This is a genomic window from Idiomarina sp. OXR-189 (genome assembly GCF_034373425.1).
Classification (GTDB): domain Bacteria; phylum Pseudomonadota; class Gammaproteobacteria; order Enterobacterales; family Alteromonadaceae; genus Idiomarina; species Idiomarina zobellii.
In genome coordinates this window covers 1,974,997-1,999,175 of record NZ_CP139706.1, presented here as the reverse complement: position 1 = coordinate 1,999,175, position 24,179 = coordinate 1,974,997, and the positions used below count along the sequence as shown (strand labels likewise).

At 48.7% G+C, this 24,179-nt stretch carries 18 protein-coding genes; 12 read left to right on the top strand and 6 right to left on the bottom strand.

The features are described from left to right. Positions 1-110 precede the first annotated feature (110 nt). The gene (locus UM402_RS09880) at positions 111-401 is read left to right on the top strand and encodes a helix-turn-helix domain-containing protein (protein ID WP_058576700.1); all 291 of its coding nucleotides are present in this window, start codon (positions 111-113) and stop codon (positions 399-401) included. Positions 402-423: 22 nt separating this feature from the next. Beyond that, complete coding sequence (gene aceK, locus UM402_RS09875; RefSeq protein ID WP_058576699.1) at positions 424-2,118, top strand: bifunctional isocitrate dehydrogenase kinase/phosphatase; 1,695 nt, start codon at positions 424-426, stop codon at positions 2,116-2,118. Here the strand turns inward: aceK and aceA are convergent. The 4 genes from aceA to argE form a co-directional block, all read right to left on the bottom strand. Next, complete coding sequence (gene aceA, locus UM402_RS09870; RefSeq protein ID WP_058576698.1) at positions 2,102-3,439, bottom strand: isocitrate lyase; 1,338 nt, start codon at positions 3,437-3,439, stop codon at positions 2,102-2,104. The genes aceK and aceA overlap by 17 nt on opposite strands. 43 nt (positions 3,440-3,482) lie before the next feature. Then, positions 3,483-5,066 (bottom strand): malate synthase A, encoded by a 1,584-nt coding sequence (aceB, locus tag UM402_RS09865; RefSeq protein WP_058576697.1) that lies wholly within the window; start codon positions 5,064-5,066, stop codon positions 3,483-3,485. A 285-nt stretch (positions 5,067-5,351) separates the two neighbouring features. Next, a complete protein-coding gene (locus UM402_RS09860; protein WP_058576696.1) occupies positions 5,352-6,977 on the bottom strand; it encodes a methyl-accepting chemotaxis protein in 1,626 nt (541 codons plus the stop codon). 99 nt (positions 6,978-7,076) lie between these two features. Continuing rightward, positions 7,077-8,237, bottom strand: a complete 1,161-nt coding sequence (argE, locus tag UM402_RS09855) for an acetylornithine deacetylase (protein ID WP_058576695.1) — start codon at positions 8,235-8,237, stop codon at positions 7,077-7,079. Between the two features lie 98 nt (positions 8,238-8,335). Here argE and argC point away from each other — a divergent pair, with 98 nt between their 5' ends. The 7 genes from argC (at position 8,336) to UM402_RS09820 (ending at position 18,655) form a co-directional block, all read left to right on the top strand. After that, positions 8,336-9,361, top strand: coding sequence for an N-acetyl-gamma-glutamyl-phosphate reductase (gene argC, locus UM402_RS09850; RefSeq protein WP_058576694.1), 1,026 nt, complete (start codon positions 8,336-8,338; stop codon positions 9,359-9,361). Continuing rightward, on the top strand, positions 9,358-10,101 hold the full coding sequence (argB, locus tag UM402_RS09845; protein WP_058576693.1) for an acetylglutamate kinase: 744 nt from the start codon (positions 9,358-9,360) through the stop codon (positions 10,099-10,101). The genes argC and argB overlap by 4 nt, the downstream gene beginning before the upstream one ends. A 2-nt stretch (positions 10,102-10,103) precedes the next feature. Then, positions 10,104-11,054, top strand: coding sequence for an ornithine carbamoyltransferase (locus UM402_RS09840; protein WP_058576692.1), 951 nt, complete (start codon positions 10,104-10,106; stop codon positions 11,052-11,054). Next, positions 11,051-12,262, top strand: a complete 1,212-nt coding sequence (locus UM402_RS09835) for an argininosuccinate synthase (RefSeq protein ID WP_058576691.1) — start codon at positions 11,051-11,053, stop codon at positions 12,260-12,262. Before UM402_RS09840 ends, UM402_RS09835 begins: the two co-directional genes overlap by 4 nt. A 3-nt stretch (positions 12,263-12,265) precedes the next feature. Next, the gene (argH, locus tag UM402_RS09830; RefSeq protein WP_058576690.1) at positions 12,266-14,128 is read left to right on the top strand and encodes an argininosuccinate lyase; all 1,863 of its coding nucleotides are present in this window, start codon (positions 12,266-12,268) and stop codon (positions 14,126-14,128) included. 171 nt (positions 14,129-14,299) lie between these two features. Continuing rightward, positions 14,300-15,877, top strand: coding sequence for a hypothetical protein (locus UM402_RS09825; RefSeq protein WP_053954441.1), 1,578 nt, complete (start codon positions 14,300-14,302; stop codon positions 15,875-15,877). A gap of 72 nt (positions 15,878-15,949) precedes the next feature. Then, positions 15,950-18,655 carry a TonB-dependent receptor domain-containing protein gene (locus tag UM402_RS09820; protein WP_053954442.1) on the top strand — a complete coding sequence of 902 codons (2,706 nt, stop codon included), beginning with the start codon at positions 15,950-15,952 and terminating at the stop codon, positions 18,653-18,655. Positions 18,656-18,725: 70 nt separating this feature from the next. Here the strand turns inward: UM402_RS09820 and UM402_RS09815 are convergent, their stop codons facing one another. Further along, entirely contained in the window at positions 18,726-19,625 is a 900-nt protein-coding gene (locus UM402_RS09815) for a mechanosensitive ion channel family protein (protein ID WP_058576689.1), read from the bottom strand. 99 nt (positions 19,626-19,724) lie between these two features. Here UM402_RS09815 and UM402_RS09810 point away from each other — a divergent pair, with 99 nt between their 5' ends. Next, a complete protein-coding gene (locus tag UM402_RS09810) occupies positions 19,725-21,317 on the top strand; it encodes an ABC-F family ATPase (RefSeq protein WP_058576688.1) in 1,593 nt (530 codons plus the stop codon). Here UM402_RS09810 and UM402_RS09805 read toward each other — a convergent pair. Continuing rightward, positions 21,314-21,973 carry a DUF1707 SHOCT-like domain-containing protein gene (locus UM402_RS09805; RefSeq protein ID WP_058576687.1) on the bottom strand — a complete coding sequence of 220 codons (660 nt, stop codon included), beginning with the start codon at positions 21,971-21,973 and terminating at the stop codon, positions 21,314-21,316. The genes UM402_RS09810 and UM402_RS09805 overlap by 4 nt on opposite strands. A gap of 193 nt (positions 21,974-22,166) precedes the next feature. Between UM402_RS09805 and UM402_RS09800 the strand changes: the two genes are divergently transcribed. Beyond that, positions 22,167-23,378: a M24 family metallopeptidase gene (locus UM402_RS09800; protein WP_058576686.1), complete on the top strand. Its 1,212-nt coding sequence runs from the start codon at positions 22,167-22,169 to the stop codon at positions 23,376-23,378. Between the two features lie 293 nt (positions 23,379-23,671). After that, on the top strand, positions 23,672-23,989 hold the full coding sequence (locus tag UM402_RS09795) for a GreA/GreB family elongation factor (RefSeq protein ID WP_322295301.1): 318 nt from the start codon (positions 23,672-23,674) through the stop codon (positions 23,987-23,989). Positions 23,990-24,179 lie beyond the last annotated feature (190 nt).

Below are 24,179 nucleotides of genomic sequence, written 5' to 3'. Positions count from 1 at the left end.
ATAACGCTAGCGCTGTTTATTTTGGATAACGCTTAAATTTATTTGATTATTTCTGTTAATCCACCATAATTAATTTATTAATATCCTTTTCAATTATATTTGGTGGTTCAATGCTTATCGCTGAAGATTTTTTATCAACGTTGGGTAAGCTAATAAAGCACCAGCGATCGCTGTCTATGGATCAAGCCGAGTTCGCCAAACGCTTAGGGTGCGGCGTCAATACGGTTTATCGTATGGAAAAAGGGCAGCCTGTAAATTCTCTGACACTATTGTCCGCGTTAGAGTTACTCGGGTTACTTGAGCATTTCACCAAAGTGCTTGACGACCAGTACGCGCGCGTCGCGAACGGGCCACAACGCAAACGTCGTAAGCTGGACGAGGACTTTTCAAATGACTTCTAAAGCGTATGTGTAAACCCCATAAATGAATATAACTTCAGAAACACTGGCACGTAGTATTCTCGATGGCTTTCATACCCATTACCGGCGCTTTCAGGCGCTGACACAGGGAGCGCGGGAGCGCTTTTTGAAGCGGGACTGGACGGCAGTGGTGTCGGCGGCAGCTGAGCGCATTCATTATTATGATCATCAGGTGGCGCTTACGGCCAAAAAGGTGGAGCGTCGTGTTGGCAAAGAGCTCGATGAGGCTTTGTGGCAGGCAACGCGGCAACGGTATCAGCAGTTATTGCAGTTTCACCCGCAGGCAGAGCTTGCTGAAACCTTTTACAACTCGGTGTTTTGCCGGGTGTTTGACCGTGCTTATTTTCATAATGACTATATTTTTGTGGAGACGGTGCTGGCGAACCACATTCCGGTGTCGGTGGAAAACGAGTGCCATTCTTACTTTCCGGTGGTCGACGGTCTGGAAAAAACGCTAACCAGAGTGTTTGACGACATAGGCCTGGGGGGTGAGTTTGAGAATTTTGAAAACGATATAGAGCAGCTGCGGGATAAGTTCTTCGAGCGCGCGACCGAGACCGACATTGAAGCGCACAATTTACGCATTGATGTCTTAAAAGCGCCGTTTTACCGCAATAAAGCGGCGTACATTGTCGGACGTGTGGTGACGGAAAATAACCACTATCCTTTTATTGTGCCGGTGTTGATTAACTCCCAGGGAAAGCTCTATGTGGATGCGTTTATTACGCGCTCTGACAGAATGGCGACGATTTTTGGCTTTGCCCGCTCGTATTTTATGGTGGAAACTGAGTCTCCGTCGGCGTTGGTTCGTTTTTTAAAGGACTTAATGCCGCATAAAACGCTGGCAGAGCTGTACTCGTCGGTGGGTTTTCATAAGCAGGGAAAAACCGAATTTTATCGGGAGTTTTTGCACCATTTACGCCGTACCGACGACCAATTAGTGGCAGCCCCTGGTGTGAAAGGTATGGTTATGACGGTGTTTACGTTGCCGTCTTTTCCTTATGTGTTTAAGGTCATTAACGACCGCTTGGGCAATACCAAAGAGTTTGGCCGACAAACGGTGATTGACCGTTACCGTATGGTTAAACGACACGACCGCGTTGGGCGTATGGCAGATACCCTAGAGTTTGTCGATGTCGCCTTGCCGCTGGAGCGAATTTCGGCGGACTTACTGGAAGAGTTTAAGCAACGCATTGCTAACTCCATTTCAATTGAAGGCGATACGTTAGTCATCCATCAGTTATTTGTTGAGCGTCGTATGACTCCGCTGAACCTGTATTTAGAATACGCCAATGACGCTGAAATTGATGCGGCAATGGACGAATACGGCTGGGCGTTAAAAGACATGATGGCAGCCAATATTTTTCCCGGCGACATGCTGCTGAAAAACTTCGGTGTGACCCGGCATAAGCGTGTGGTCTTTTACGACTATGACGAAGTTCGTTACTTAACGGATATGAGCTTTCGTAAGCTGCCCCAGAACGACTGGGAAGTGTCTATGGCGCCGGACGATGTGTTTCCTGAGCAGCTGGCGCAGTTTGCGGTACCGCAGGCCAAATACCGCGACCCATTACTGAAGCGTCACCCGGAGCTGGTTGATCCGACTTACTGGCGACGTATACAAAAACACATCCGCGAGGGTGTCCTGACGGATGTGTTTCCTTATGAAGCCGAGCTGCGTTTTACGCGGAGGTTTTAAACTGCTCTTCTTCAGTTGAGCCAGTCAGTGCGGTAACTGATGAGACGCCGCCCTGTATCACGTTGGTAAGCTCGTCGAAGTAACCGGTGCCCACTTCCTGTTGATGAGCCACAAAGGTGTAGCCTTTGTCGGCCGCTTCGAACTCCTGTTGCTGCAATTTCACGTAGGCTGACATGTCGTTGCGCGCGTAGTCGTGCGCCAGTTCAAACATGTGGTACCACATATTGTGCACACCCGCTAAGGTAATGAACTGGAATTTGTAACCCATAGCAGCCAATTCGCGCTGGAACTTGGCAATGGTGTCATCGTCCAGGTTACGCTTCCAGTTGAACGACGGTGAGCAGTTATAGGCTAATAGCTTACCAGGGTATTTCGCGTGAATGGCCTCGGCAAACTGACGGGCTTCGTCTAAGTCAGGCTTAGCCGTTTCACACCAAATTAAATCAGCAAATGGTGCATAGGCTAAGCCGCGTGAAATGGCCTGCTCAATACCCGGTTTAACGCGATAGAAACCTTCTGCTGTGCGGTCACCGGTAATGAACGGCTTGTCGTTCGGGTCAAAGTCAGAAGTTAGCAAATCCGCTGCGTTAGCGTCGGTACGTGCAACAATTAATGTTGGCGTGCCTGCTACGTCTGCGGCTAAACGCGCGGCGGACAGCTTCTGAACCGCTTCTTGCGTCGGTACCAGTACCTTTCCGCCCATGTGTCCACATTTTTTAACGGACGCTAGTTGGTCTTCAAAGTGAACCCCGGCGGCACCGGCTTTGATCATGTTTTTCATCAATTCATAGGCGTTAAGTACACCGCCAAAACCGGCTTCAGCATCAGCCACAATTGGGGCAAAGTAGTCGACATAGTTATCGTCTTCCGGTGTTACGCCTTTAGACCACTGAATTTGGTCAGCACGGGCGAACGAGTTATTAATGCGCTCGACCACAGTAGGTACTGAGTCGACAGGGTACAGCGACTGGTCCGGGTACATACTGCAGGCAGAGTTATTGTCTGCTGCGACTTGCCAACCTGACAAATAGATAGCCTGTAAGCCCGCCTTCACTTGCTGTACCGCCTGACCGCCGGTTAATGCGCCTAATGCGTTCACATAGTCTTTGCCGAACTTTTCCTGCGCCTTGCCGTGAATTAACTGCCACAGTTTGTTCGCCCCGTTTTTGGCATAGGTGTACTCCGGTTGTACGGTGCCGCGTAAGCGAACAACGTCTTCGGCACTGTAAGGACGCTCAATACCGTCCCAGCGTGAGTCTTTGTCCCACTGCTCTTGTAAGTCTTTCACTTGCTGTGCGAATGATAAATTTGTGGTTGTCATAGTCGTATTCCTTGTTGTTCTTTAATAATGTTGTGAGTTGAAATTAGTTGAGTTGCTCATAGCCGGGCAGGGTCAAAAAGTCGACCAGCTCGTCGGCGGTGGTAATGTTTTCAAGCAGTGCTAACGCTTGTTCAAAGGGTTCGTTACTCCAGCGCTCTTTACCTACTTCGTTTTTCACGACCTCGGCTTCTTCCTGCAGAAGCTGTGTGAATAAGGCTTTGGTTACCGGGGTTCCGTCAGAGAGTTTTTTGCCGTGGCGGATCCACTGCCAGATAGAGGTGCGGGAAATTTCTGCCGTGGCGGCGTCTTCCATGAGACCGTAAATTGGTACGCAGCCTTTGCCGTTTAACCAGGCTGCAATGTACTGCAGAGATACGCGAATATTGGTGCGCATACCGGCTTCGGTGCGCTCACCGTCGCAGGGTTGCAGAAGTAACGACTGGTCAATGTCGCTATCTTCTTCGCGCAGCACGTGCAGCTGATTGTCACCCTTAATACCGTCAACAAATATCTCGCGAACGGTATCGGCAAGGCCAGGGTGGGCTATCCAGGTACCGTCGTGGCCGTTGTCTCGCTCCAGCGTCTTATCGGCATGGACTTTGGCGAGAATTTTTTCGTTTTCAGCCGGATCTTTACTGGGAATAAAAGCCGCCATGCCGCCCATAGCTAATGCACCGCGTTGGTGACAGGTTTTTACCAGTAAGCGAGAATAAGCGTTTAAGAAAGGCTTATCCATGCTGACCACCTGACGGTCCGGCAATACCCGGTCAGCGTGTGCTTTTAGTGTTTTTATGTAGCTGAAAATATAGTCCCAGCGACCGCAGTTCAGTGCGGCAATATGATCTTTTAAGGCGTACAGAATTTCGTGCATTTGGAACACAGCCGGTAAGGTTTCTATAAGTACCGTGGCGCGAATGGTGCTGGTTTTTAAATTGAATTTTTGCTCGGTGAAGTGGAAGACATCTGCCCACCATTTAGCTTCTGCGCTGTGCTCCAGCTTTGGCAGATAATAGTAAACCCCTGTTCCTTTTTGTAAGCGCTGTTGATAGTTCAGTAAAAAGTACAAAGCAAAGTCCATTAAAGCGCCGGGAATTGCCTGACCATTGCGTTGTACGTGTTTCTCAGGCAAGTGCAAACCACGAACTCGGGCAATAAGCAGGGCTGGGTTTTCACCCACTTTGTAGTGTTTGCCACTGCTTGGGTCGGTGTATGTCATGCCGCCAAGGTTGGCGTCACGTAAGTTAATTTGGCCATTGACCATGCCGTCCCAGGTAGGCGATTGTGAGTCTTCAAAGTCGGCCATGTAGCAGTCGACGTTGGCGTTCAACGCATTAATCACCATTTTCCGGTCGACAGGCCCGGTAATTTCCAGGCGTCGCTTTTGTAAATCTTTAGGGAGTGGAGCGATTTTCCAGTTGCTTTCGCGAATGTCCTGGGTGTTGGGGTCAAAGTCGGGGAGGGCGCCACTATCGTAATTAGCTTGTCGCTGCTGGCGCTTTTCCAGTAACTCATTTAAGCGGGGCTGAAAAGTATCGATCAGCTCTGCCAGAAACTCCTGATGTTCGTCGCTAAATAAAACTTTAGCCTTGTCGTCGAGTGGTTGGCTGAATTGAAATAAATTGTTCATTTTTGAATCCGTTGTTACTGATTTGTTAACACGGATTAAGAATAGGCGCTGGTCACACCATTAGTCTAATTTATGCAGTAAATTAACGGTATTCACGCAGGTTATTTTGATGTTGCAGTTAGCTGTGTCTAAAATTCGAGCGGGGCAAGTCTGACTAATCTTTTAAATACTATTTTAATAGTATTTAAAAGGGTATGGAGCGGCTGTAGATAGATAATTCTATTTAAATAGACTTTTAGATGAGTGTAAGAGAAGGCATTGGCCCTCTCTTACACATTACGGAGTTTAGATTCTAAAGCGTTTGACTAATTCGCTCAGACTAACAGCCAAGCGTGACAGCTCGTCACTAGACGCGTTGGTCTGTTCGGCACCGGACGCGGTTGAGTTAGACAGGTCGCGAATGCTGACCAGGTTCTTATCAACGTCACGAGCCACGTTGGCTTGCTCTTCTGCGGCACTGGCAATGGACGTGTTGTGATTGTTGATTTCGCTGACCGCAGTTGCAATAAGTTGCAATGCTTCGCCCGCTTCACGAGCCACATCGAGTGTGCGAGTCGCTCGTTCCATGCTTTTCTCCATGGTTGATACAGAGCGGTCGCTGGATTCGTTAATGGCCTTAACCATGTCCTCAATTTCAACGGTCGACTGCTGAGTCTTGTGAGCCAAAGAGCGTACTTCGTCGGCAACCACCGCGAAACCACGGCCAGACTCACCGGCACGAGCCGCTTCAATAGCTGCGTTAAGGGCCAGTAGGTTGGTTTGCTCGGCAATACCGCGGATAACTTCCAGTACTTTAGTAATGCTGGTGACTTTCTCGGCAAGCTCGGTCACGTTGCTTGAAGAGTCGCCAATTTCCTGCGAGAGCTCTTCAATAGCACGGACGGTTTCACGCACACGGCTGTCGCCTTGCTGTGCTTGGCGGTTAGCTTCCTCTGAGGCTTCAGAAGCGTTTTGCGCGTCCTGAGCAACGGTTTCAACCGCGGTTGTCAATTCGTTTACAGCGGTGGCTGCTTGTTCAAGCTCTTCCGATTGCTGCTGAATAGTGCGGGTCGAGTCCTGAGTTACTGAACTTAATTCTTCTGATGTAGAAGCCAACTGTTCAGAAGACTCAGAAATTGTGCTGATGGATTCGCGCAGCTGCTCTTGCGTGGTGCGCAACTGACGCAACAGTTGTGCGGGTTCGTCTTCGCCTTCAACTTCAATAGAGCGGGTTAAATCACGTGCTGCAATAGTTTTCGCAAAGTCGACGGCGGCAGTGATAGGCTTCACGATACTTCGGGTCAGCACGATAGCAAACAAAGCCATTAGTGAAATAACAACAACTAGTGCAATAATAACTGCGATATTTGCGGCTGAACTCACATCTTGAGCTTCCTCAGAAGCTTCATCAATTAGAGCCATTTCACGAGCCAACAATTCATCTAACTTTCCTGAAATTTTGTCGGTTAGCGGCAAAATATTGTTTTCACGAATAGAGTCAATGGCATCAGTAAGGCCGGCATCGACTAATTTGTCGAACTGGTCATTGAGTTTCCAGAACTCTTTGTCTAACGCCATATACTCTTTGAAGAGCTTCCGAGCTTCGGCATCTTCAATTGTAGCCTCGTATTCGTCTTGGTTACGTTTCAATGCATCGATAGCGTCTTGAAGACTTTCTTTATACTTCGCCAAGCGTGTTGGGTCATCCACATAAGTTGCCACGTTGGCAGAGTGAATGCGCACTCTCAGAAATTCGCGGTCCAGATCGTTGACGTTATCAACGGCAGGGACTTGCTCATTACTAATAACATTGAGCTGGGTTTCAATGGCGCCCATACGGTTTAGAGCAAAAATGCCTAAAATTAACGTCAGTATTCCGATCAGTCCGAAGGCCGCACCGGCGCGAGCCCCAATTGAGAGCTGTCGTATCATGGTGGTATCCCTTTTTAATCAACACTTTTTGTTCTTATGCCAATGCCAATCCAATTTTGATTTCGATCAACAAGGGCAACTTATCCCTTTTATCGGCAGCTAGTCGGAAAAACAATAGCTTTTTAATAACTTTTTTAGTTTTTCTTGAGTCGGTTCAATAGTTTCGGTCAATAAATACTCGTCGGGCTGATGCGCTTGTTTTATTGAACCGGGACCCATAACTAAGGTTTCGCAACCTAACTCTTGCAGAAAAGGTGCTTCGGTGCAGTAGTTTACGGCCTGCGCTTGTGACTGCGAGACTTTTTCGGCGAGTTGTACCAAGGCTGAGTCGGGCGTTTGCTCAAATGCAGGAACCGGGTGGTGCAACGAGATAAGTTCGACACTGCCTGGATAGCGTTTTTGTACGCCTTCGGTTGCTTTATGCAAATGGACGTAGAGTTCATCGACAGATAATCCGGGGAGCGGACGCACGTCTAAATGGAGTTCACAACAGCCGCAAATACGGTTGGCGTTGTCGCCGCCATGAATGTGCCCGAAGTTCATCGTTGGTTGGGGCACAGTGAAGCTTGAATTTGAATATTTATGCTTAAATTCTTCTTTGAGTTGCATGAGTGAAGAAATGACTTCGTTCATAAGTTCAATAGCATTAATACCCAGCGCTGGATCGGAGCTGTGACCAGAGCGGCCGGTAATGCGAATGACCTCGCTCATATGGCCTTTGTGTGCATAAACAGGGCGCATGTCGGTAGGCTCGCCTATGACACAATAATCGGGGTGAAGGTTAGCAAAGCGACTGACTTCACGTGCACCATTCATGGTGGTTTCTTCGTCAGCGGTGGCCAGTACCATAATAGGCTTGGTTTGTTGGTGGGTATCCAGTTCACTCAAAGCTTGCATAACAAAGGCAAAAAAGCCTTTCATATCAATGCTTCCAAGTCCGTACCAGCGGTTGTCCTGTTCGGTTAATTTAAAGGGATCGAAGTTCCAGCGGCTGGCATCATAAGGAACGGTGTCGGTATGACCGGACAGCAATAACCCACCCGTTCCGGTTCCCCGGCGAGCCAGCAAGTTGTACTTTCCCTGCTGACTTTTTAGTTCGTTAATTTCGCACTCAAACCCAAGTAAATCGAGCCACTCAGCCAATAAGTCAATAACCTTTTTATTGCTGGTATCCCATTTAGGGTCGGTCGCACTAATAGACGGAATAGCAATCAATTGCTGGTACATCGAAAAGAAAGAAGGTAGTGACTGAACATCCATAAATACGACTCCAGGTAAAATAGTTATTCACTATTATTGCATAAATATATTTATTCGTTTATTCTGCATTTTTAAGCATAAACAGCAATGGTTTTTTCATGCAGTACCAGACACAACAGTCACACACTGTCGTCGTGATTGGGGCTAGCGGCTATGTTGGCGCCGAGCTCTCACGGTTAGTACAAAAGCACTCAGCTTTAAAGCTGTTTGGCTGCTATGTGTCTGAGCATAGCAGTGATGCAGGCACCTTGCTCAGCGATTTGCATCCGCAATATGCACATTCTTTAGCTGTACCTTTGCAACCCTTGTCGAGTGATGCCAAAGCAGCAATTACTGAGCAGGCGGACACCGTATTTTTATGCACGGATCATGCGGTTAGTGTGGCATTGGCACCCGATTTTTTGCAGGCGGGGCTTAAAGTTATCGACTTGTCTGGTGGGTTTCGGCTGCACGATGTAAACCAGTATTCCGAATTTTATGGCTTTGAGCACAAGCACACCGACTGGTTAGACAGAGCGGTGTATGGTCTGGCTGAGTGGCACGCTGCGGATATTACAACCGCACAGCTGGTTGCGGTGCCCGGCTGTTATCCAACTGCTGCATTAATGGCGCTGCTTCCGCTAAAACAAAAAGCGTTGCTTACCGACAAAAAAGTGATTGTAAATGCGGTATCTGGTGTTACCGGGGCAGGACGTAAAGCATCACTGACCAGTCACGGTGCTGAGTTATCGCTACAAGCTTACGGACTCTTTGGTCACAGGCACACACCGGAAATAGCTCAACAGCTGCAACAAGAGGTGCTTTTCACGCCGCATTTAGCAAACTTCCCGAGAGGCATCTTAGCAACCGTTTATGCAACCTTGAATGACACGGTGACTGACGATGACCTTGCCAACGCTTATCAGTGCTATGCGAATACACCTTTGGTACGGGCGAAAAGTCAAAGCCGCCCCGCTATTAAGGACGTGGTGCAGCAGCCATTTGTGGATATTGGCTGGCACCGGCAGGGTAACCAACTCATTGTGCTGTCGGCAATTGATAACTTACTGAAAGGCGCGGCGAGTCAGGCCATTCAGTGCATTAATCTGCAACAGGGGCTGCCGGTTGAGGAGGGCTTGCTGTGAAGGTTATTAAACTCGGCGGCAGTCTGCTGGAACAACCGAAAGCTCTAAGTGCGCTTTTTCAGTCACTGAAACAAAACGATGATGAAATTGTGCTCATACACGGTGGTGGTGGCCTGGTGCAGCAGTGGCTGACAACAGCCGGTTTGCACAGCGAAAAGCAGCACGGTTTAAGAGTCAGCCCTGAGCAACACATGCCCTACATAGTTGGTGGTCTGGCGGGTGCGGCCAATAAAACCTTAATGAAACAAGCTATTACCGCAGGTTTAAAACCTATTGGTTTGACGCTTTATGAAGCGGGCGTTCTTTGTGCTAAACAGTCTGAAAACTTAGGTCAGGTTGGTCTTTGTCAGGTTCCGAATACGGAGCCGGTGCCCGGGCTGTTGGCCGACTTACTGATGCATGGCTACCTACCCATTATCAGCTCTATTGGCTTTGGCGAAAACGGCGACTGGTTCAATGTGAATGCCGACGACGCCGCTGTGGCCGTCGCTGCCACCTACAATGCCGACTTGTTGTTTATTACCGACGTTGAAGCGGTGTTGGACGGCACTGGAACCCCTTTAAGCCATCTCAATTCAGAATCTATTCAGCAACTTACCCAGGCGGGAGTGATTAAAGACGGCATGGAGGTAAAAGTTCGCGGGGCGTTGAGCGCCGCAAAACGCTTACGACGATGTGTGCGAATTGGCAGTTGGAATGTAATGAATAACCCCTTTTCAGGCACACAGATTAGTGAGTAAGTATGATGAAACATTGTTTATCCGGGCTGGAGTTTTCTCCGGCTGACACTTTACAGTTATTGGCGTTAGCGCAAGCGCAAAAAGCCTACCCCGAAAAATACCAACACACGCTGTCAGGCAAGAGCGTGGTCACCTTATTTGAAAAGCCAAGTTTACGCACGCGGCTGTCTTTTGACATTGGTTTGCAGAAATTAGGCGGTCATGCCGTGTACCTGAACGAGCAGGGCCAAGGCATGGGCGTGCGCGAGACCGTCGCCGACTACGCCCGCAACCTCTCCTGCTGGGCGGATGCCATTGTCGCCCGGGTGATGTCGCACAGTACTTTAGAGGAATTAGCGCAGCATGCTTCGGTGCCTGTGGTGAACAGCCTGTGCGACTTGTTTCATCCCTGCCAGGCACTGGCGGACTTTCTAACCTTGCAGGAGCAGTACGGCAAGGTGAAGGGCTTGAAGCTGGTGTACCTAGGTGACGGCAATAACGTGTCGCATTCACTGATGCTAACCGCCGCCACAGTAGGCACCGATTGCACCATTATTTGCCCGAAAGGCTATGAGCCCAATGCGGACCTTGTGAAAAAAGCGAAGGCTTTGGCGAAGAAGAGCGGCGCCAACATTGTGGTGACGCACGATATTGCTGCGGTGGCAGGCGCCGACGCACTCTACACCGACACCTGGGTGTCCATGGGGGATGACAAACCTCTGGATGAAGTACGCGAGATTTTCCACCCCTATCAAATTAACGCGCAGCTGGTTGAGCACAGTGGTGCCACTTCGGTGCTGCACTGCCAGCCGGCACACCGCGGCTATGAAATTACCTCCGATGTTATGGACGGCCCACTGTCGCGCTGTTTTCAGCAGGCCGAGAACCGGCTTTACGCGCAAAACGCTTTATTAACCCTGTTATTAAACCCAACGGCAGCAGTACTGCCAGAATCTATGGAGAAAGCCTCATGAGTCACGTGAAGAAAGTTGTATTGGCCTATTCTGGCGGTCTGGACACCTCGGCCATTGTGCCCTGGCTAAAAGAAAATTATGGCTGTGAAGTGGTGGCTTTTGTGGCTGATGTTGGCCAGGGCGCCGAAGAGCTGGAAGGCGTGGAAGAAAAAGCCAAAGCGTCCGGTGCGTCCGAATGCCACGTGGTTGATTTAAAAGACGAGTTTGTGAAGAGCTACGTGTACCCAACACTCAAAACCGGAGCCATTTACGAAGGCACCTATTTGCTGGGTACGGCCATGGCGCGTCCGATTATTGCCAAAGCGCAAGTTGAGGTGGCCCGTAAAGTGGGTGCGGATGCGCTGGCGCACGGTTGTACCGGTAAAGGGAATGATCAGGTCCGCTTTGAGTCCTGCTACGCCGCTTTAGCTCCTGACTTACACGTGATAGCTCCGTGGCGCGAGTGGGAGCTGAGCAGCCGCGAGTCTCTGTTGGGTTATTTGGCGGAGCGGGATATCCCGTGCTCGGCGTCAGCCACCAAAATCTACAGCCGTGATGCCAACGCCTGGCATATTTCGCACGAAGGCGGCGAACTGGAAGACCCCTGGTGTGAGCCAACGGATAAAGTCTGGACCATGACGACATCGCCCGAGCAGGCACCGGATAAACCGGAGTATGTTTCCGTTAAGGTCAAAAATGGTGAAATTACGGCGGTGAATGACAAGGCGCTGTCGCCTTTTGAATGCCTGGATGTGTTGAATGACATTGCCGCGAAACATGGTGTCGGGCGCGTGGATATTGTGGAAAACCGTTTAGTGGGCATGAAAAGCCGCGGCTGCTACGAAACCCCTGGCGGTACCGTTATGATGGTAGCGTTGCAGGCGATTGATGAGTTGGTATTGGATAAAACCAGCCGCAGCTGGAAAGCTCAGCTAAGCGAGCAGTTCGCGCAATTGCTGTATGACGGACGCTGGTTCACACCGCTGCAACAGTCGGTGATGGCTGCCGCGCAGTCACTGTGTTCGACCGCCAGCGGTGAGGTCGTACTGAAGCTCTATAAAGGCTCAGTGACTGCGGTTCAGAAGCGCTCACCGAATAGCTTATACAGCGAAGACTTTGCGACCTTTGGTGAGGACGAAGTCTATAACCAGGCGCACGCCGAAGGTTTTATTCGGTTGTTCTCCCTTCCCAGCCGGATAGCGGCGTTACAGAAGCAGCAAAAGGGGTAGATTATGGCGCTATGGGGTGGACGTTTTGCGGCAGCACCCGATGCCGCATTTCAGCAATTTAATGACTCGCTGCCGTTTGACTATGTGTTGGCCGAGCAGGACATTACCGGCTCTAAAGCCTGGGCAAATGCGCTGCACAAGGTTGGCGTATTGAACAGTGATGAATGTCAGCAGTTACAGCAGGCATTGAGTGAACTGCTCAGTGAAGTGCGCGAAGACCCTGCGGCAGTCGCGGTGGGCGGTGATGAGGATATTCATTCGTTTGTGGAGGCGGCACTGATAGCCAAGGTAGGGGACTTAGCTAAAAAGTTGCATACCGGGCGCAGCCGTAATGATCAGGTAGCGACCGATTTACGCTTGTGGTGCCGCGAGCAGGCCGGAGTTCTGCAGCAGTCTCTGAAGCAAACTCAGCAGGCATTACTGGACCTTGCGCAACGTGAAAAAGACACGGTCATACCCGGTTACACACACCTGCAACGGGCGCAGCCGGTTTTGCTGGCGCACTGGTGCCTGGCCTACGTGGAAATGCTGCAGCGCGATAGTGAGCGCTTACAAGACGCTACTGACCGACTCAACAAAAGCCCTTTAGGTTGCGGAGCTTTGGCGGGTACGGCGTATGCAGTCGACCGCGAATCCATTGCCAGCGAGCTCGGTTTCAGTGAAGCAACGCGCAACAGTCTGGACTCGGTATCTGACCGTGATTTTGTGGTGGAGCTATTAAGCACCGCGTCGCTGTCGATGCTGCATTTGTCGCGTTTGGCGGAAGATTTGATTTTCTACAACTCCGGCGAAGCAGGCTTTATTGAGCTGGCCGATAACGTGACTTCCGGCTCTTCGCTGATGCCGCAGAAGAAGAACCCGGACGCACTGGAGTTAGTGCGGGGTAAAAGTGGTCGGGTGGTGGGTTCATTAACCGGCTTAATGATGACCTTAAAAGCGTTGCCATTGGCCTACAACAAAGACATGCAGGAAGACAAAGAAGGGCTGTTCGATGCCTTTACCACCTGGCAGGCGTCACTGGCTATGGTGACTTCGACCCTGAATGGTCTGACGGTTAATCAGGAGGCTTGTCGTAAGTCTGCGCAAGGCGGTTATGCCAATGCGACTGAGCTCGCGGACTATATGGTGTCCAAAGGTATTCCCTTCCGACAGGCACATCACAATGTCGGAGAGCTGGTGCAACAGGCTATTCAGGCGCAAAAGCCGTTGGAAGATATGTCACTGGAAGCCTTTCAGGCAGTGGCTCCGGTTATTGAAAATGACGTTTATGACTGGCTGACGCTGGATGCTCTGCTGGAAAAACGCTGCGCGCTGGGCGGTACCTCGCCGCAACGGGTGAATGAAGCCTTAAAAGCGGCACAGCAGCAACAGCAGATCCAGGTGCGTGACGCTAACCTGGGGGATATTGGTGCCATTTTAGACTTAGTTCAGCATTGGGCCGGAGCCGGCGAGAACCTGCCACGAGCGAAGGATGACATTGTGCACTCAATTAATGAATTTGCGGTGACCGAAGTGAACGGCAAGGTCATGGGCTGTGCGTCTTTGTATATCTACACCACGGGCTTAGCGGAAATTCGTTCGCTGGGTGTTAATCCAAAAACCGAGGTGCGTGGTCAGGGTCGTATGCTGGTGGCTTACTTACTGAAAAAAGCCCGTTTGTTGCAGCTAAACCGGGTGATTGTACTGACCCGGGTGCCGGACTTTTTTGAGCAGCAGGGTTTTGACCATTGCTCGAAAGACACCTTACCGGAAAAGGTCATGAAGGACTGTGAGATTTGCCCAAGGCTGGCCAACTGCGACGAGCTGGCCATGGAATACCACCTTGAGCAGCCAAACGAACAGTTAATTTTTCGCTCGGCTTGTTAGTCAGGTTAGGGTTACTTATCCAACAAGTGCAAAGATCAAAAACTCGAGTTTTGGTTACAGAACCGTGAATATTTTGTGACACTTTTGTGTTGTCACAATGCTGTCATGCAAGCGTCTTAATCTGCTCCCGACTTAAATCACAACATGATATCAAGAAGTCGGGAGAACCCAATGAAATTCAATACCTTATTTAAAATCTCTGCGGTAAGTGCAGCACTTTTCTTAGCGGGCTGTGGTGGCGATATCAACGTAACCCCAACTGTGAACAACGGCGGTGGTTCAAATGCAGGTGGCGACACAGGTGGTGACAGCGGCTCATCAAACCCGTGTGCGACTTACGCAGACGTTCAGGGTGAGTATGACGGTCAAGACTGCTCTTATGACACTGACTTTGCCAGCGCAACGATTGAAATTACTGAAGACATTACGTTTGATGAGCTACCGGATGGCGGTGTTCACGTGTTCGAAGGTGCTTTGCAGATTGGCGAAGACTGTGACACCACAACCGATTGTGAAATTAACCAAAATGGTCCGGTGATGACGGTTGAGCCAGGCGCTATCTTAGCCTTCACATCAGGTGAAGCGATTATTCAGGTTGCCCGAGGCGCTCAGTTGAACGCCATTGGTACGTTCGATAAGCCTATTAAATTTACCTCAGCAAATGAGTTTGACCGTTTAAACGTCTCCGGCGACGCCCCACGCTACGCGGACTGGGGCGGTATCATCATCAACGGTAATGGTGTTACCAACGAATGTACTGATGCTGAACGTGACGGTGGTACCTGTAACCGTGAATCGGAAGGTATTGTCAGCTTCTACGGCGGTAACGACAACACTGACAACAGTGGCTCAATGAAGTACGCACAAATTTGGTACGCAGGCTCAGGCCCTCGTGACGGCGGTGATGGTGACGACTTGAACTCACTAACGTTGAACGCAGTAGGTTCAGGCTCTTCTTACGAATTCATTCACATTCATCAGGGTTTTGATGACGGCATCGAGTTTTTCGGTGGTGCGGCTGACCTGAAGCATATTGTAGTAACCGATACTCAGGACGACTCAATTGATATGGATGCAGGCTGGCAGGGCCGAGCTCAGTTCATGTTCATTAAGCACGGCACAGTGACTGTTGATGGTCAGACCAACTACATGGGTAACGGTGGTTTTGAGGCTGACGGTGAGAAAAACAATGGTCCGGACTACTCGCAAGCACCAACATCTGCACCGACTATCGCTAACGTGACTATTATCACTACCGACGGCACATCCGTACGTGATAACGACCCTTCAATCGCTACGAAATTTGACGATAACTTCCAGGGTCAAATGTACAACGTACTGAAAATCAAAGAAAACGGTACGGCAGATGACGGCTGTGTCTTCTTCACGTCAGACGGTGAAGCGGGTGTTGATAACGGTGGCCTGGACTTCTATAGCTCAGTACTGGCGTGTACTAACAACTTTGTGAACACCGGTGACAATACTTTCTCTGACGGCGAAACCTACACCCAGTGGTATCAAAACGACAGTGAGAATGAAATTCTGGATGGTTCAGCAACTGTGCTGAATGACGACGGCATTTCAACGGATATGTCTTCATCAATCACCATTGCAGCGGATGACTTAACCGCACTGAACGATGACTTCTTTACCCCGGTTGATTTCATCGGTGCATTGTCTAACGACGACACCAGCTCTGAGTGGTATCAGTGGGTAGACAACGCAGTAACAGCTTCTGAGCAGGACTAAGTTGAGTTACAGGTTAATGAATAGGCGCACATGAGTTGCGCCTATTTTCCGATTTTAGTGTAGGAGTTAGTTATGAAAAACCACTACAAACTCAAGCCTGTAGCGTTAGCGGTTAGCCTTGGTCTGGTTGCGACAAGCCCGGCAGCATTGGCACAACAAGCTGATGAAACTAACGTAGAACGTGAGTCAACTATTGAAGAAGTGGTGACTACCGGCAGTCGTTTGCAAGGAAGTGCGGCTGCAGTTGTTGAAGAGCGTAAAAATCAAGCTTTTGTGGCGGACATTTTAGGCGCAGAACAGCTATCTCGCTCTGGTGACAGTGACGCTGCTTCAGCGCTGCGTCGAGTCACCGGTTTGACCCTTGTCGATGGTAAGTTCATCTATGTTCGTGGTTTAGGTGAGCGTTACTCCAGTGCGCGCATCAACGGCGCTAGCATACCGAGCCCGGACTTAACGCGTAATGTGGTGCCGCTGGACATTATTCCATCGACCATTATTGAAAGCATGGCGGTACAAAAGGTATTTTCACCGTCGATGCCGGCGGCTTTTGGTGGCGGTAATATCGATATTCGCACGCGTTCATTGCCGAATGACTTTGTCTTTAATGTTGAAGCCGGTGTCGGTCTAAACAGTAATGCCGACGAAGGCTATACCTATAACCGCAACGACAGTGGCATTCCTGCGGGAATTCAGGACGCTATTGGTCGATACGAAGGCGATTTTAGCTTACGTAATATTATTAATACCGACGGCTTAACTGGCAGCGGTACTAGCGCGGGGGATCAGGCTCGTGCCATCAACGCGTCGCTGGCTAAGCAATTGCCGCGAGATATGGTGCTTCAGGAAGAGTCGTTAGACCCTAACTTTGATTTAAAAGCGACCTTGGGTAACAGCTTTGATGAGTCCTGGTTTGGCGGAACCTTTGGCGTATTGGCTGCTGCTTCCTACGACAATGACTGGGATGCATCAGAGCGTCGTAATGCCGTCATTAGTAACAACGCCGAAGCAGGCTGTTCAACGTCCTTAGAAACCGCGGAAGACGTTTCTAACTCGTGTTACAACACTTTGTCTGAAACCACTGTAACCACAGAAACTGAACGTTTAAATGGTTTCTTAACGGCGGGCTATCAGCTCGACACTCACAACGTTAGCTATACCAAAATTTATCTGGAAGACTCAGAGGACGAGTCAGAATTTGGTATTAAGCAAAGCCCGAACGGCAGTAACTTAAAAACCATTGCAGGAACGGGTATAGCTAACCGAGAGCATGAGTTTAAATATGAAGAGCGTGTTCTGGATGTTGACCAATTCCGCGGTCAGCACACCTTTATGGACTACTGGGGTGTTGGGTTTGACTGGCAGTACACAGAGTCAAAAGCGGAAACGGACATTCCGACCGATGTGTCTTACCGTTTTGATGACATCTACAACACTGATGGAAGCTTCTCTGAGACTCGTGTAACGGGTGATGACAACCGGGCGATTTTCCAGTTCGTTGACATGGAAGACAACGTGAAATCTTACGGTGGTAACTTCTCGCTCCCAATTATGTTGTCTGGTATTGAGCTGGAGCTGAAAGCGGGTTATGACTTTATGGATAAAGCTCGTTATTACAGCACCAGTCGCTTCAGTTTGGATAACGCCTCAGGTTCACGCCTGTCTGTGTTGGATGACTTGGACAATGTATTGGGTGTTACCGGTTATTTGACGGATGAGGTCATTGACGAAAACGATTTTCGTATTACCTTCCGTGAACCGGGCGCGCCAAATGCAGACGACTATTTAGCCGCTCAGAAAATTGATGCGTATTACGGTGAGTTCGACGCCATATTCGACAATACCTGGCGTGTCAGTGGTGGTATTCGCTACGAAGACTTTAAACAAGTGTCATTGGCGACCTCGAGCTTAATTTTCGACGAGCAGGATTTAAATAATTACTTTAATCCTCAGCGCGTTGTCGACAGTTCGATTTCCGAAGACGATATTTATACTGCTTTGTCGCTGACCTACATGGCAAGTGATAATTACCAGCTTCGCTTTGGTTATGGTGAAACAGTCGTTCGCCCGGACTTGCGTGAAACGGTACCTGTCGCTTACTACGACCCGGTTACAGACATTCGTACCTTTGGTACTGCTGGCCTGCAAAGTAGTGACTTGAAAAACTACGACGCTCGTTTCGAGTACTATGCGGATAACGGAGATAACTACACCGTTGCAGCGTTTTATAAGGATATTTCGAACCCGATAGAGTCGGTACTTCGTGTCGGAGATGAAGACTACACATTGACCTATGTTAACGGTGAGTCCGCTGAAGTCTACGGGGTTGAGTTTGAGTGGTTGCACGACTTAGGCTACCTGGCGAACGGCTTCTTCACCTCAGGTAACTTAACCTGGAGTGACTCAGAAGCGTCGATTGACCCTGCGTTGGCGGGTAACTTAACCAACCCGACGAAGCGTATGACCGGACATTCAGAGTATGTCGCTAACTTCCAGTTAAACTACGATTCTGCTAACGGTGAGCACTCAACCTCGTTGGTTTACAACGTCTTTGGTGAACGCATTCTGGCAGCCGGTGTTGGTGGTCGTGATGACGCTTATGAGCAACCATTCCATTCACTGGACTTGGTTTACAATTACTACCCGAACTTCAACTCAAAGATTGGCTTAAAAGTGGAAAACTTGCTGGGTGAAGATCAGGAAGTGAACCAATCGGACATTTTAGTCCGTAGTAAAGAAGTAGGAACCGTCGTTAGCTTGAGTTACAGCTACGAGTTTTAAACGAAGTAATCCCTGGTTGTTATTGTTGTAATTGCACGCCACCTCATCTGAGGTGGCTTTTTTTATGCGTCTATGCGTCTGCTTTTGTCATTTTTATTTCCAGCGGTTTTAGCGTGTCTAAATGCACGTCGCGTTGCGGGAAGGCAATAACAATGTTGCTTTCGGCGAAGAGCTTATCTATTTTAAAACGAATATCGGACTGAACACGACGAATATCCATAGGGGCTTCAACCGCTGTCCAGAACATTAAATTAAAGGTTAAGCTGTTGTCACCAAAGTCATCGAAGAACACTTCAATTGGCAGTTCCTGAACAATTTTTTCGTGTTTACTGGCTGCTTCCAACATCAGCTCGCGTACTTTATCTATCGGTGAGCCATAAGCCACTCCTACTGTCACCGTACTGCGTATTTCTGTTGAAACCAGCGTCCAGTTAACCACGCGTTGCTCCAGAAAGTAGCTGTTTGGCACCAGAACATGAACACCATCATAGCGCTTAATTCGCACACACCGATTACCAATTTCTTCAATGCGGCCTCGTTCATTTTCCAGCTCGACAATATCGCCAATACGAATAGGGCGCTCGGCAATCAGAATCATGCCTGATATTAAGTTATTCAATAAGTTCTGAGCACCAAAACCCACACCAATGGCCAGTGCACCACCGAGTACGGCAAATATCGTAATAGGTATGCCGGCAACCGGAAGAGCAATAAGTACGATAAGCACGTAAGCTAAAAATGAAAATAACTTACGAAAGGCGAAAATCGTATTTTGCGACGCGTGGCTGGATTTCAGTGCGCGCTTGACCAGCCGTGAACCCACCCATCGAATGACAATAACACCTACAACAATGAGTGCCAGGGCAATAATAACCTGGCTTAAATGAATTTGTGCGTCGCCGGTTTTCCAAAGCTCGGTATTCCAAATTTTACTAAAATTCGTGGAAACATCAGTCCAGGACATTTGCATCGTCTATTTACCTTTTTGTGAATCTTTCTTTGTAATTTACGGGAAAAACACGTACATTGCGCGCTCAATTTTTACTCCCTCATTCTGGATATAGATTACGTGATTTCTGCTGCAAATATCACCATGCAATTTGGTGCGAAGCCTCTTTTTGAAAATATCTCTGTTAAATTTGGCAATGGCAATCGTTACGGCCTTATTGGTGCTAATGGCTGCGGTAAGTCGACCTTTATGCGCATTTTAAGTGGAGAGCAAGAGCCGTCCGCCGGTAACGTGTCACTGGAGCCGAATACCCGCATTGGTAAGTTGCGCCAGGACCAGTTTGCCTACGAGGAATACAGCGTGGTTGATGCCGTTATTATGGGTCATGAAGAGCTGTGGGCGGTAAAAGAAGAGCGGGATCGTATATACAGCAGCGGTGAGATGAGTGAAGAAGACGGCATGCGGGTTGCCGACTTAGAAACCGAGTTTGCCGAGATGGACGGTTACACAGCCGAGTCTCGCGCCGGCGAATTGCTGTTGGGCTTAGGTATACCGGTCGAGCAGCACTTTGGCTTGATGTCGGCACTGGCGCCGGGTGTCAAAATTCGGGTGTTACTGGCGCAGGTGCTGTTTTCTGAGCCGGATATTATGCTGCTGGATGAGCCGACCAACAACCTGGACATTAACACCATTCGTTGGTTAGAAGAGGTGCTGGCGGAAAAGCAAAGCACCATGATCATTATCTCGCACGACCGTCACTTTCTGAACACGGTTTGTACGCACATGGCCGATATTGATTACGGCGAGCTACGTGTGTATCCGGGCAACTATGATGAATACATGTTTGCCGCCACTCAGGCGCGTGAGCAACTGATGAACGATAACGCTAAGAAGAAAGAGAAGATTGCAGAGCTGCAGAGTTTTGTCAGCCGCTTCTCGGCGAATGCGTCAAAAGCTAAACAGGCTACATCGCGTCAACGACAAATGGAAAAAATTCAGCTGGAAGAAGTGAAAGCTTCAAGCCGGGTGAATCCGTACATTCGTTTTACGCAAGAGAAGAAGCTGTATCGGTTGGCGCTTGAAACTGAGAATGTGCGTAAAAGCTTTGACGAGCAGGCGGTATTGAAAGGCCTGAGTACCTCGGTAGAAGTGGGCGAGAAAGTCGCTATTATTGGTGCCAATGGTATTGGTAAAACAACGCTGCTGAAGTGTTTAATGGGCGACTACACACCGGACTCTGGCAGTATTAAATGGTCCGAAAATGCCAATATTGGTTACTATGCGCAAGACCACGCCCACCTGTTTAAGCAGGAAATGACCGTGTACGAATGGATGTATCAATGGAAGCAACCGAGTGATGACGAGCAGTCGATACGCGGCGTGTTGGGACGTATGCTGTTTTCTGCGGATGATATTCAAAAGCCGGTATCGATTTTATCCGGTGGCGAAAAAGGGCGGATGATATTCGGTAAGCTCATTCTTCAGAAGCCCAATATCTTGGTGATGGATGAACCCACGAACCATTTGGATATGGAGTCCATAGAGTCTCTGAACCTGGCGCTGGAGCAGTTTGAGGGTACCTTGTTGTTTGTCAGTCACGACCGCGAGTTTGTGTCTTCACTGGCGACGCGCATTATCGAAATTACCGACAAAGGCTTACGCGACTTTGCCGGCAGTTATGACGAGTATTTGGCACAGCTGGCTGCTGCTTAGTAGAAGTTCTTTGAGTTAAAGGTTTCTTTCAGGCTGTTTGCAAAAGCCACGAATTTCTCTTTAATGGTGCGTTTGACTTTTACCTCAACCGAACCGAGCACGTGAAAGCCTTCAATGCGAATATGGGGAACTTGCTTCAGGTTTCCCATGGACGGCGCTTTGTTTTCAGTGGAGCCAAGAATATTAAATACGTTGGTGCTTATCATGATTTCTTCAGGCACGTAAATCTCGAGACTTGAAAGCATCCCGACCACTTTGATCGTCACATCGGGGTGTTGGAATACGGCATCCGTAAAGTCGAGTTCGACAGAGCCCAGAAAATCATACACCGTTATTTCACGCGGAACGGTCCACACACCTGTTCGCTCATTGGATGACAAAATAGAGACGACATTTTCCGTTGGCTGGGCGCGTCCTTCACCATAGTGTGGCGAGAATTTTTGTTCTTTCATGCTGTCGTACGACGTGTCAGGCTTCAGCTCAAGGTCTTCTACTAGCGCAGCAAGTTGACTATGCTCCGTTGCATCCATAGCCTCATCAAGACGTCGCTCAAACGCTTCTGATGAAAGCTCTCCATGACCATAGTTCATGACCAGTTGGTCGATGGTTTCTTCACGGACTTTCTCTAAAGGTCGGTCTTCGAATTTAACACTCATGATGGTTCCTTGTTGTTCTTGTCTTTTTATTATGAGTCATAGTGCAAGAGTTAAGCCAAAAACAAAACCTATATAAATCAGTGCTTTAAAAATTGAATCCTAAATCTGACTATTATATTTCGCCATTATTTAGCAGAATCGACCATCTACTTTAATCTCGTTGTTCATACGAAATGACATTTTAGGAGGCAGAATGACCCACGGTGTAGGCATTACCGATGCAAAGACCGCCCTCGACGAATTAGAAGATATGACGCTTAATGTTCAGCCCATTACATTAGAAGAGTATCAGGCGAGAGTCGACAAAGCCCAGACATTGATGCGAGCCAAAGGCATCGATGCGATGTATTTAAACGCGGGTACTAATTTAGAGTATTTTACCGGTTTAAAATGGTACCCAAGTGAGCGCCTGGTGGGCGCTATTGTTCCTGTCGAAGGCGCGGTTACATTAATAGCGCCTGCGTTTGAGATTGGGTCATTAACGCAGGCGATGAGCCTGCCAATGAAGACCTTGCTGTGGGAAGAACACGAATCACCCTACGATTATATTATTGATTTTCTGAAAGAGAATGAATTGACCAAGGGTAAACTCGCGCTGGACGAGTCATCGTCTTATAGCATTGTTTCAAACCTTGAGGAGCGCTATCCGGCAGCGCAAATGTGCGACGCAAAAGTGGTTACCGCTGAGTGTCGCATGCATAAGTCAAAAGCTGAACTTGCACTCATACAAACCGCAATGGATATGACCATGGCGGTGCATCGTGCGACCGGGGCAATGCTACAGGAAGGGGTGACGGCCTCAGAAGTACGAGCGTTTATTGACGAAGCTCATCGCAAAGTGGGCGCAAGTGGATCTTTCTTCTGCATTGTATTGTTTGGTCAGGGGACCAGTTACCCGCATGGCGTCAGTCATGAGCAAAAATTGGAAAAAAATGACTGGGTATTAATTGATACCGGTTGCAAGTTACATGGTTACCATTCTGACATTACCCGCACGTATCCATTCGGTGAGGCTAATGCTGAGCAAAAGACATTCTGGCAATACGAGCGACAGCTTCAGCAAGCTGCATTTGATGCCGCGCATAACGGTAACACCTGCGAGTCGGTTGACGATGCCGTACGGGAAGAACTCGCTAAGCTTGGTTTAAAAGCCGATTATCAGTTACCCGGTGTCCCTCATCGAACCGGTCATGGTATTGGCATGGATTTACATGAATGGCCTTATCTGGTGGGCGGTGATAAAACCGTATTGGCACCGGGAATGTGCTTTAGCAACGAGCCGATGGTCATTAAACCAAACGCTTTTGGCGTCCGTTTAGAAGATCATTTCTATATAACCGACGACGGCCCGGTGTGGTTTACCGAGCCGTCGCGTGCAATGGATGACCCGTTTAACCTTTTGTAAGCCTGGTTTTACCCGCTTGCTTTAAATTTTTAACGGGCTATGATGTTCTCAAGTTGTTTTGAGGACATCATGTTTAAGTATAACTACTCAATACAGAGTACCGCTCTCACCTTTCCAAATTAAGCCGAACGCAGCTCATGCGTTCGGCTGTTCTTCTATTGTTGTAATTCCACAGTTATTTATTCATTAGTTCGGTTGGAGATAAAGCCGTGCTTATGCGCATGTTTAGACCCTGTAAGGGGTCAGTATGTTTAGGTAATCCGATTTTTCAAAATGCGGGACAAAGAATGTTAATGGATCCTATTGAGCTGAGTATATTGCTGGAACGGCTTGAATTTAGCCAAAAGAACAGCTCAAGATTACTGGGGCGAATAACGGTTGGTTCCTCTGTGACTATTAAAAATAGAGAGACCCGGGAAAAGTTGACCGTCACTTTAGTGCCACCGGAACTGGCAGAGCCCGAAGAGCAGATGATTTCCTTTATATCGCCTTTAGGATCGGCGTTGTTGGGGCTCAAATTAGGGGATGTTGCGGTGACTGAATTTGGCAGAAGAACTGACAAGTGGGACGTTATTTCTGTAAACCAAAGAAAAGTAATTACAGACCTTTAAACACTCATGCCTTAAGGAGGGTAGAGCCTTGGAGTAACTTAGTTGTGCAATAGCTTAAGTCATTTTAGATATTGAACAGATAAGGTGAATCCAATGAGTAAAGAGAAAGAAAAGAAGAAACCTCAGATGACGTTAAAAGAGAAACGTAAACAAAAGAAGAAAAAGAAGCTTTCTGATGAGTAACTAATAA

Bases quoted from the DNA above. Each gene is read 5' to 3' on its own strand.
- UM402_RS09880 (WP_058576700.1), top strand. From the start codon at position 111: ATGCTTATCGCTGAAGATTTTTTATCAACGTTGGGTAAGCTAATAAAG.
- aceK (WP_058576699.1), top strand. From the start codon at position 424: ATGAATATAACTTCAGAAACACTGGCACGTAGTATTCTCGATGGCTTT.
- aceA (WP_058576698.1), bottom strand. From the start codon at position 3,439: ATGACAACCACAAATTTATCATTCGCACAGCAAGTGAAAGACTTACAA.
- aceB (WP_058576697.1), bottom strand. From the start codon at position 5,066: ATGAACAATTTATTTCAATTCAGCCAACCACTCGACGACAAGGCTAAA.
- UM402_RS09860 (WP_058576696.1), bottom strand. From the start codon at position 6,977: ATGATACGACAGCTCTCAATTGGGGCTCGCGCCGGTGCGGCCTTCGGA.
- argE (WP_058576695.1), bottom strand. From the start codon at position 8,237: ATGGATGTTCAGTCACTACCTTCTTTCTTTTCGATGTACCAGCAATTG.
- argC (WP_058576694.1), top strand. From the start codon at position 8,336: ATGCAGTACCAGACACAACAGTCACACACTGTCGTCGTGATTGGGGCT.
- UM402_RS09840 (WP_058576692.1), top strand. From the start codon at position 10,104: ATGATGAAACATTGTTTATCCGGGCTGGAGTTTTCTCCGGCTGACACT.
- UM402_RS09835 (WP_058576691.1), top strand. From the start codon at position 11,051: ATGAGTCACGTGAAGAAAGTTGTATTGGCCTATTCTGGCGGTCTGGAC.
- argH (WP_058576690.1), top strand. From the start codon at position 12,266: ATGGCGCTATGGGGTGGACGTTTTGCGGCAGCACCCGATGCCGCATTT.
- UM402_RS09825 (WP_053954441.1), top strand. From the start codon at position 14,300: ATGAAATTCAATACCTTATTTAAAATCTCTGCGGTAAGTGCAGCACTT.
- UM402_RS09820 (WP_053954442.1), top strand. From the start codon at position 15,950: ATGAAAAACCACTACAAACTCAAGCCTGTAGCGTTAGCGGTTAGCCTT.
- UM402_RS09815 (WP_058576689.1), bottom strand. From the start codon at position 19,625: ATGCAAATGTCCTGGACTGATGTTTCCACGAATTTTAGTAAAATTTGG.
- UM402_RS09805 (WP_058576687.1), bottom strand. From the start codon at position 21,973: ATGAGTGTTAAATTCGAAGACCGACCTTTAGAGAAAGTCCGTGAAGAA.
- UM402_RS09800 (WP_058576686.1), top strand. From the start codon at position 22,167: ATGACCCACGGTGTAGGCATTACCGATGCAAAGACCGCCCTCGACGAA.
- UM402_RS09795 (WP_322295301.1), top strand. From the start codon at position 23,672: ATGGATCCTATTGAGCTGAGTATATTGCTGGAACGGCTTGAATTTAGC.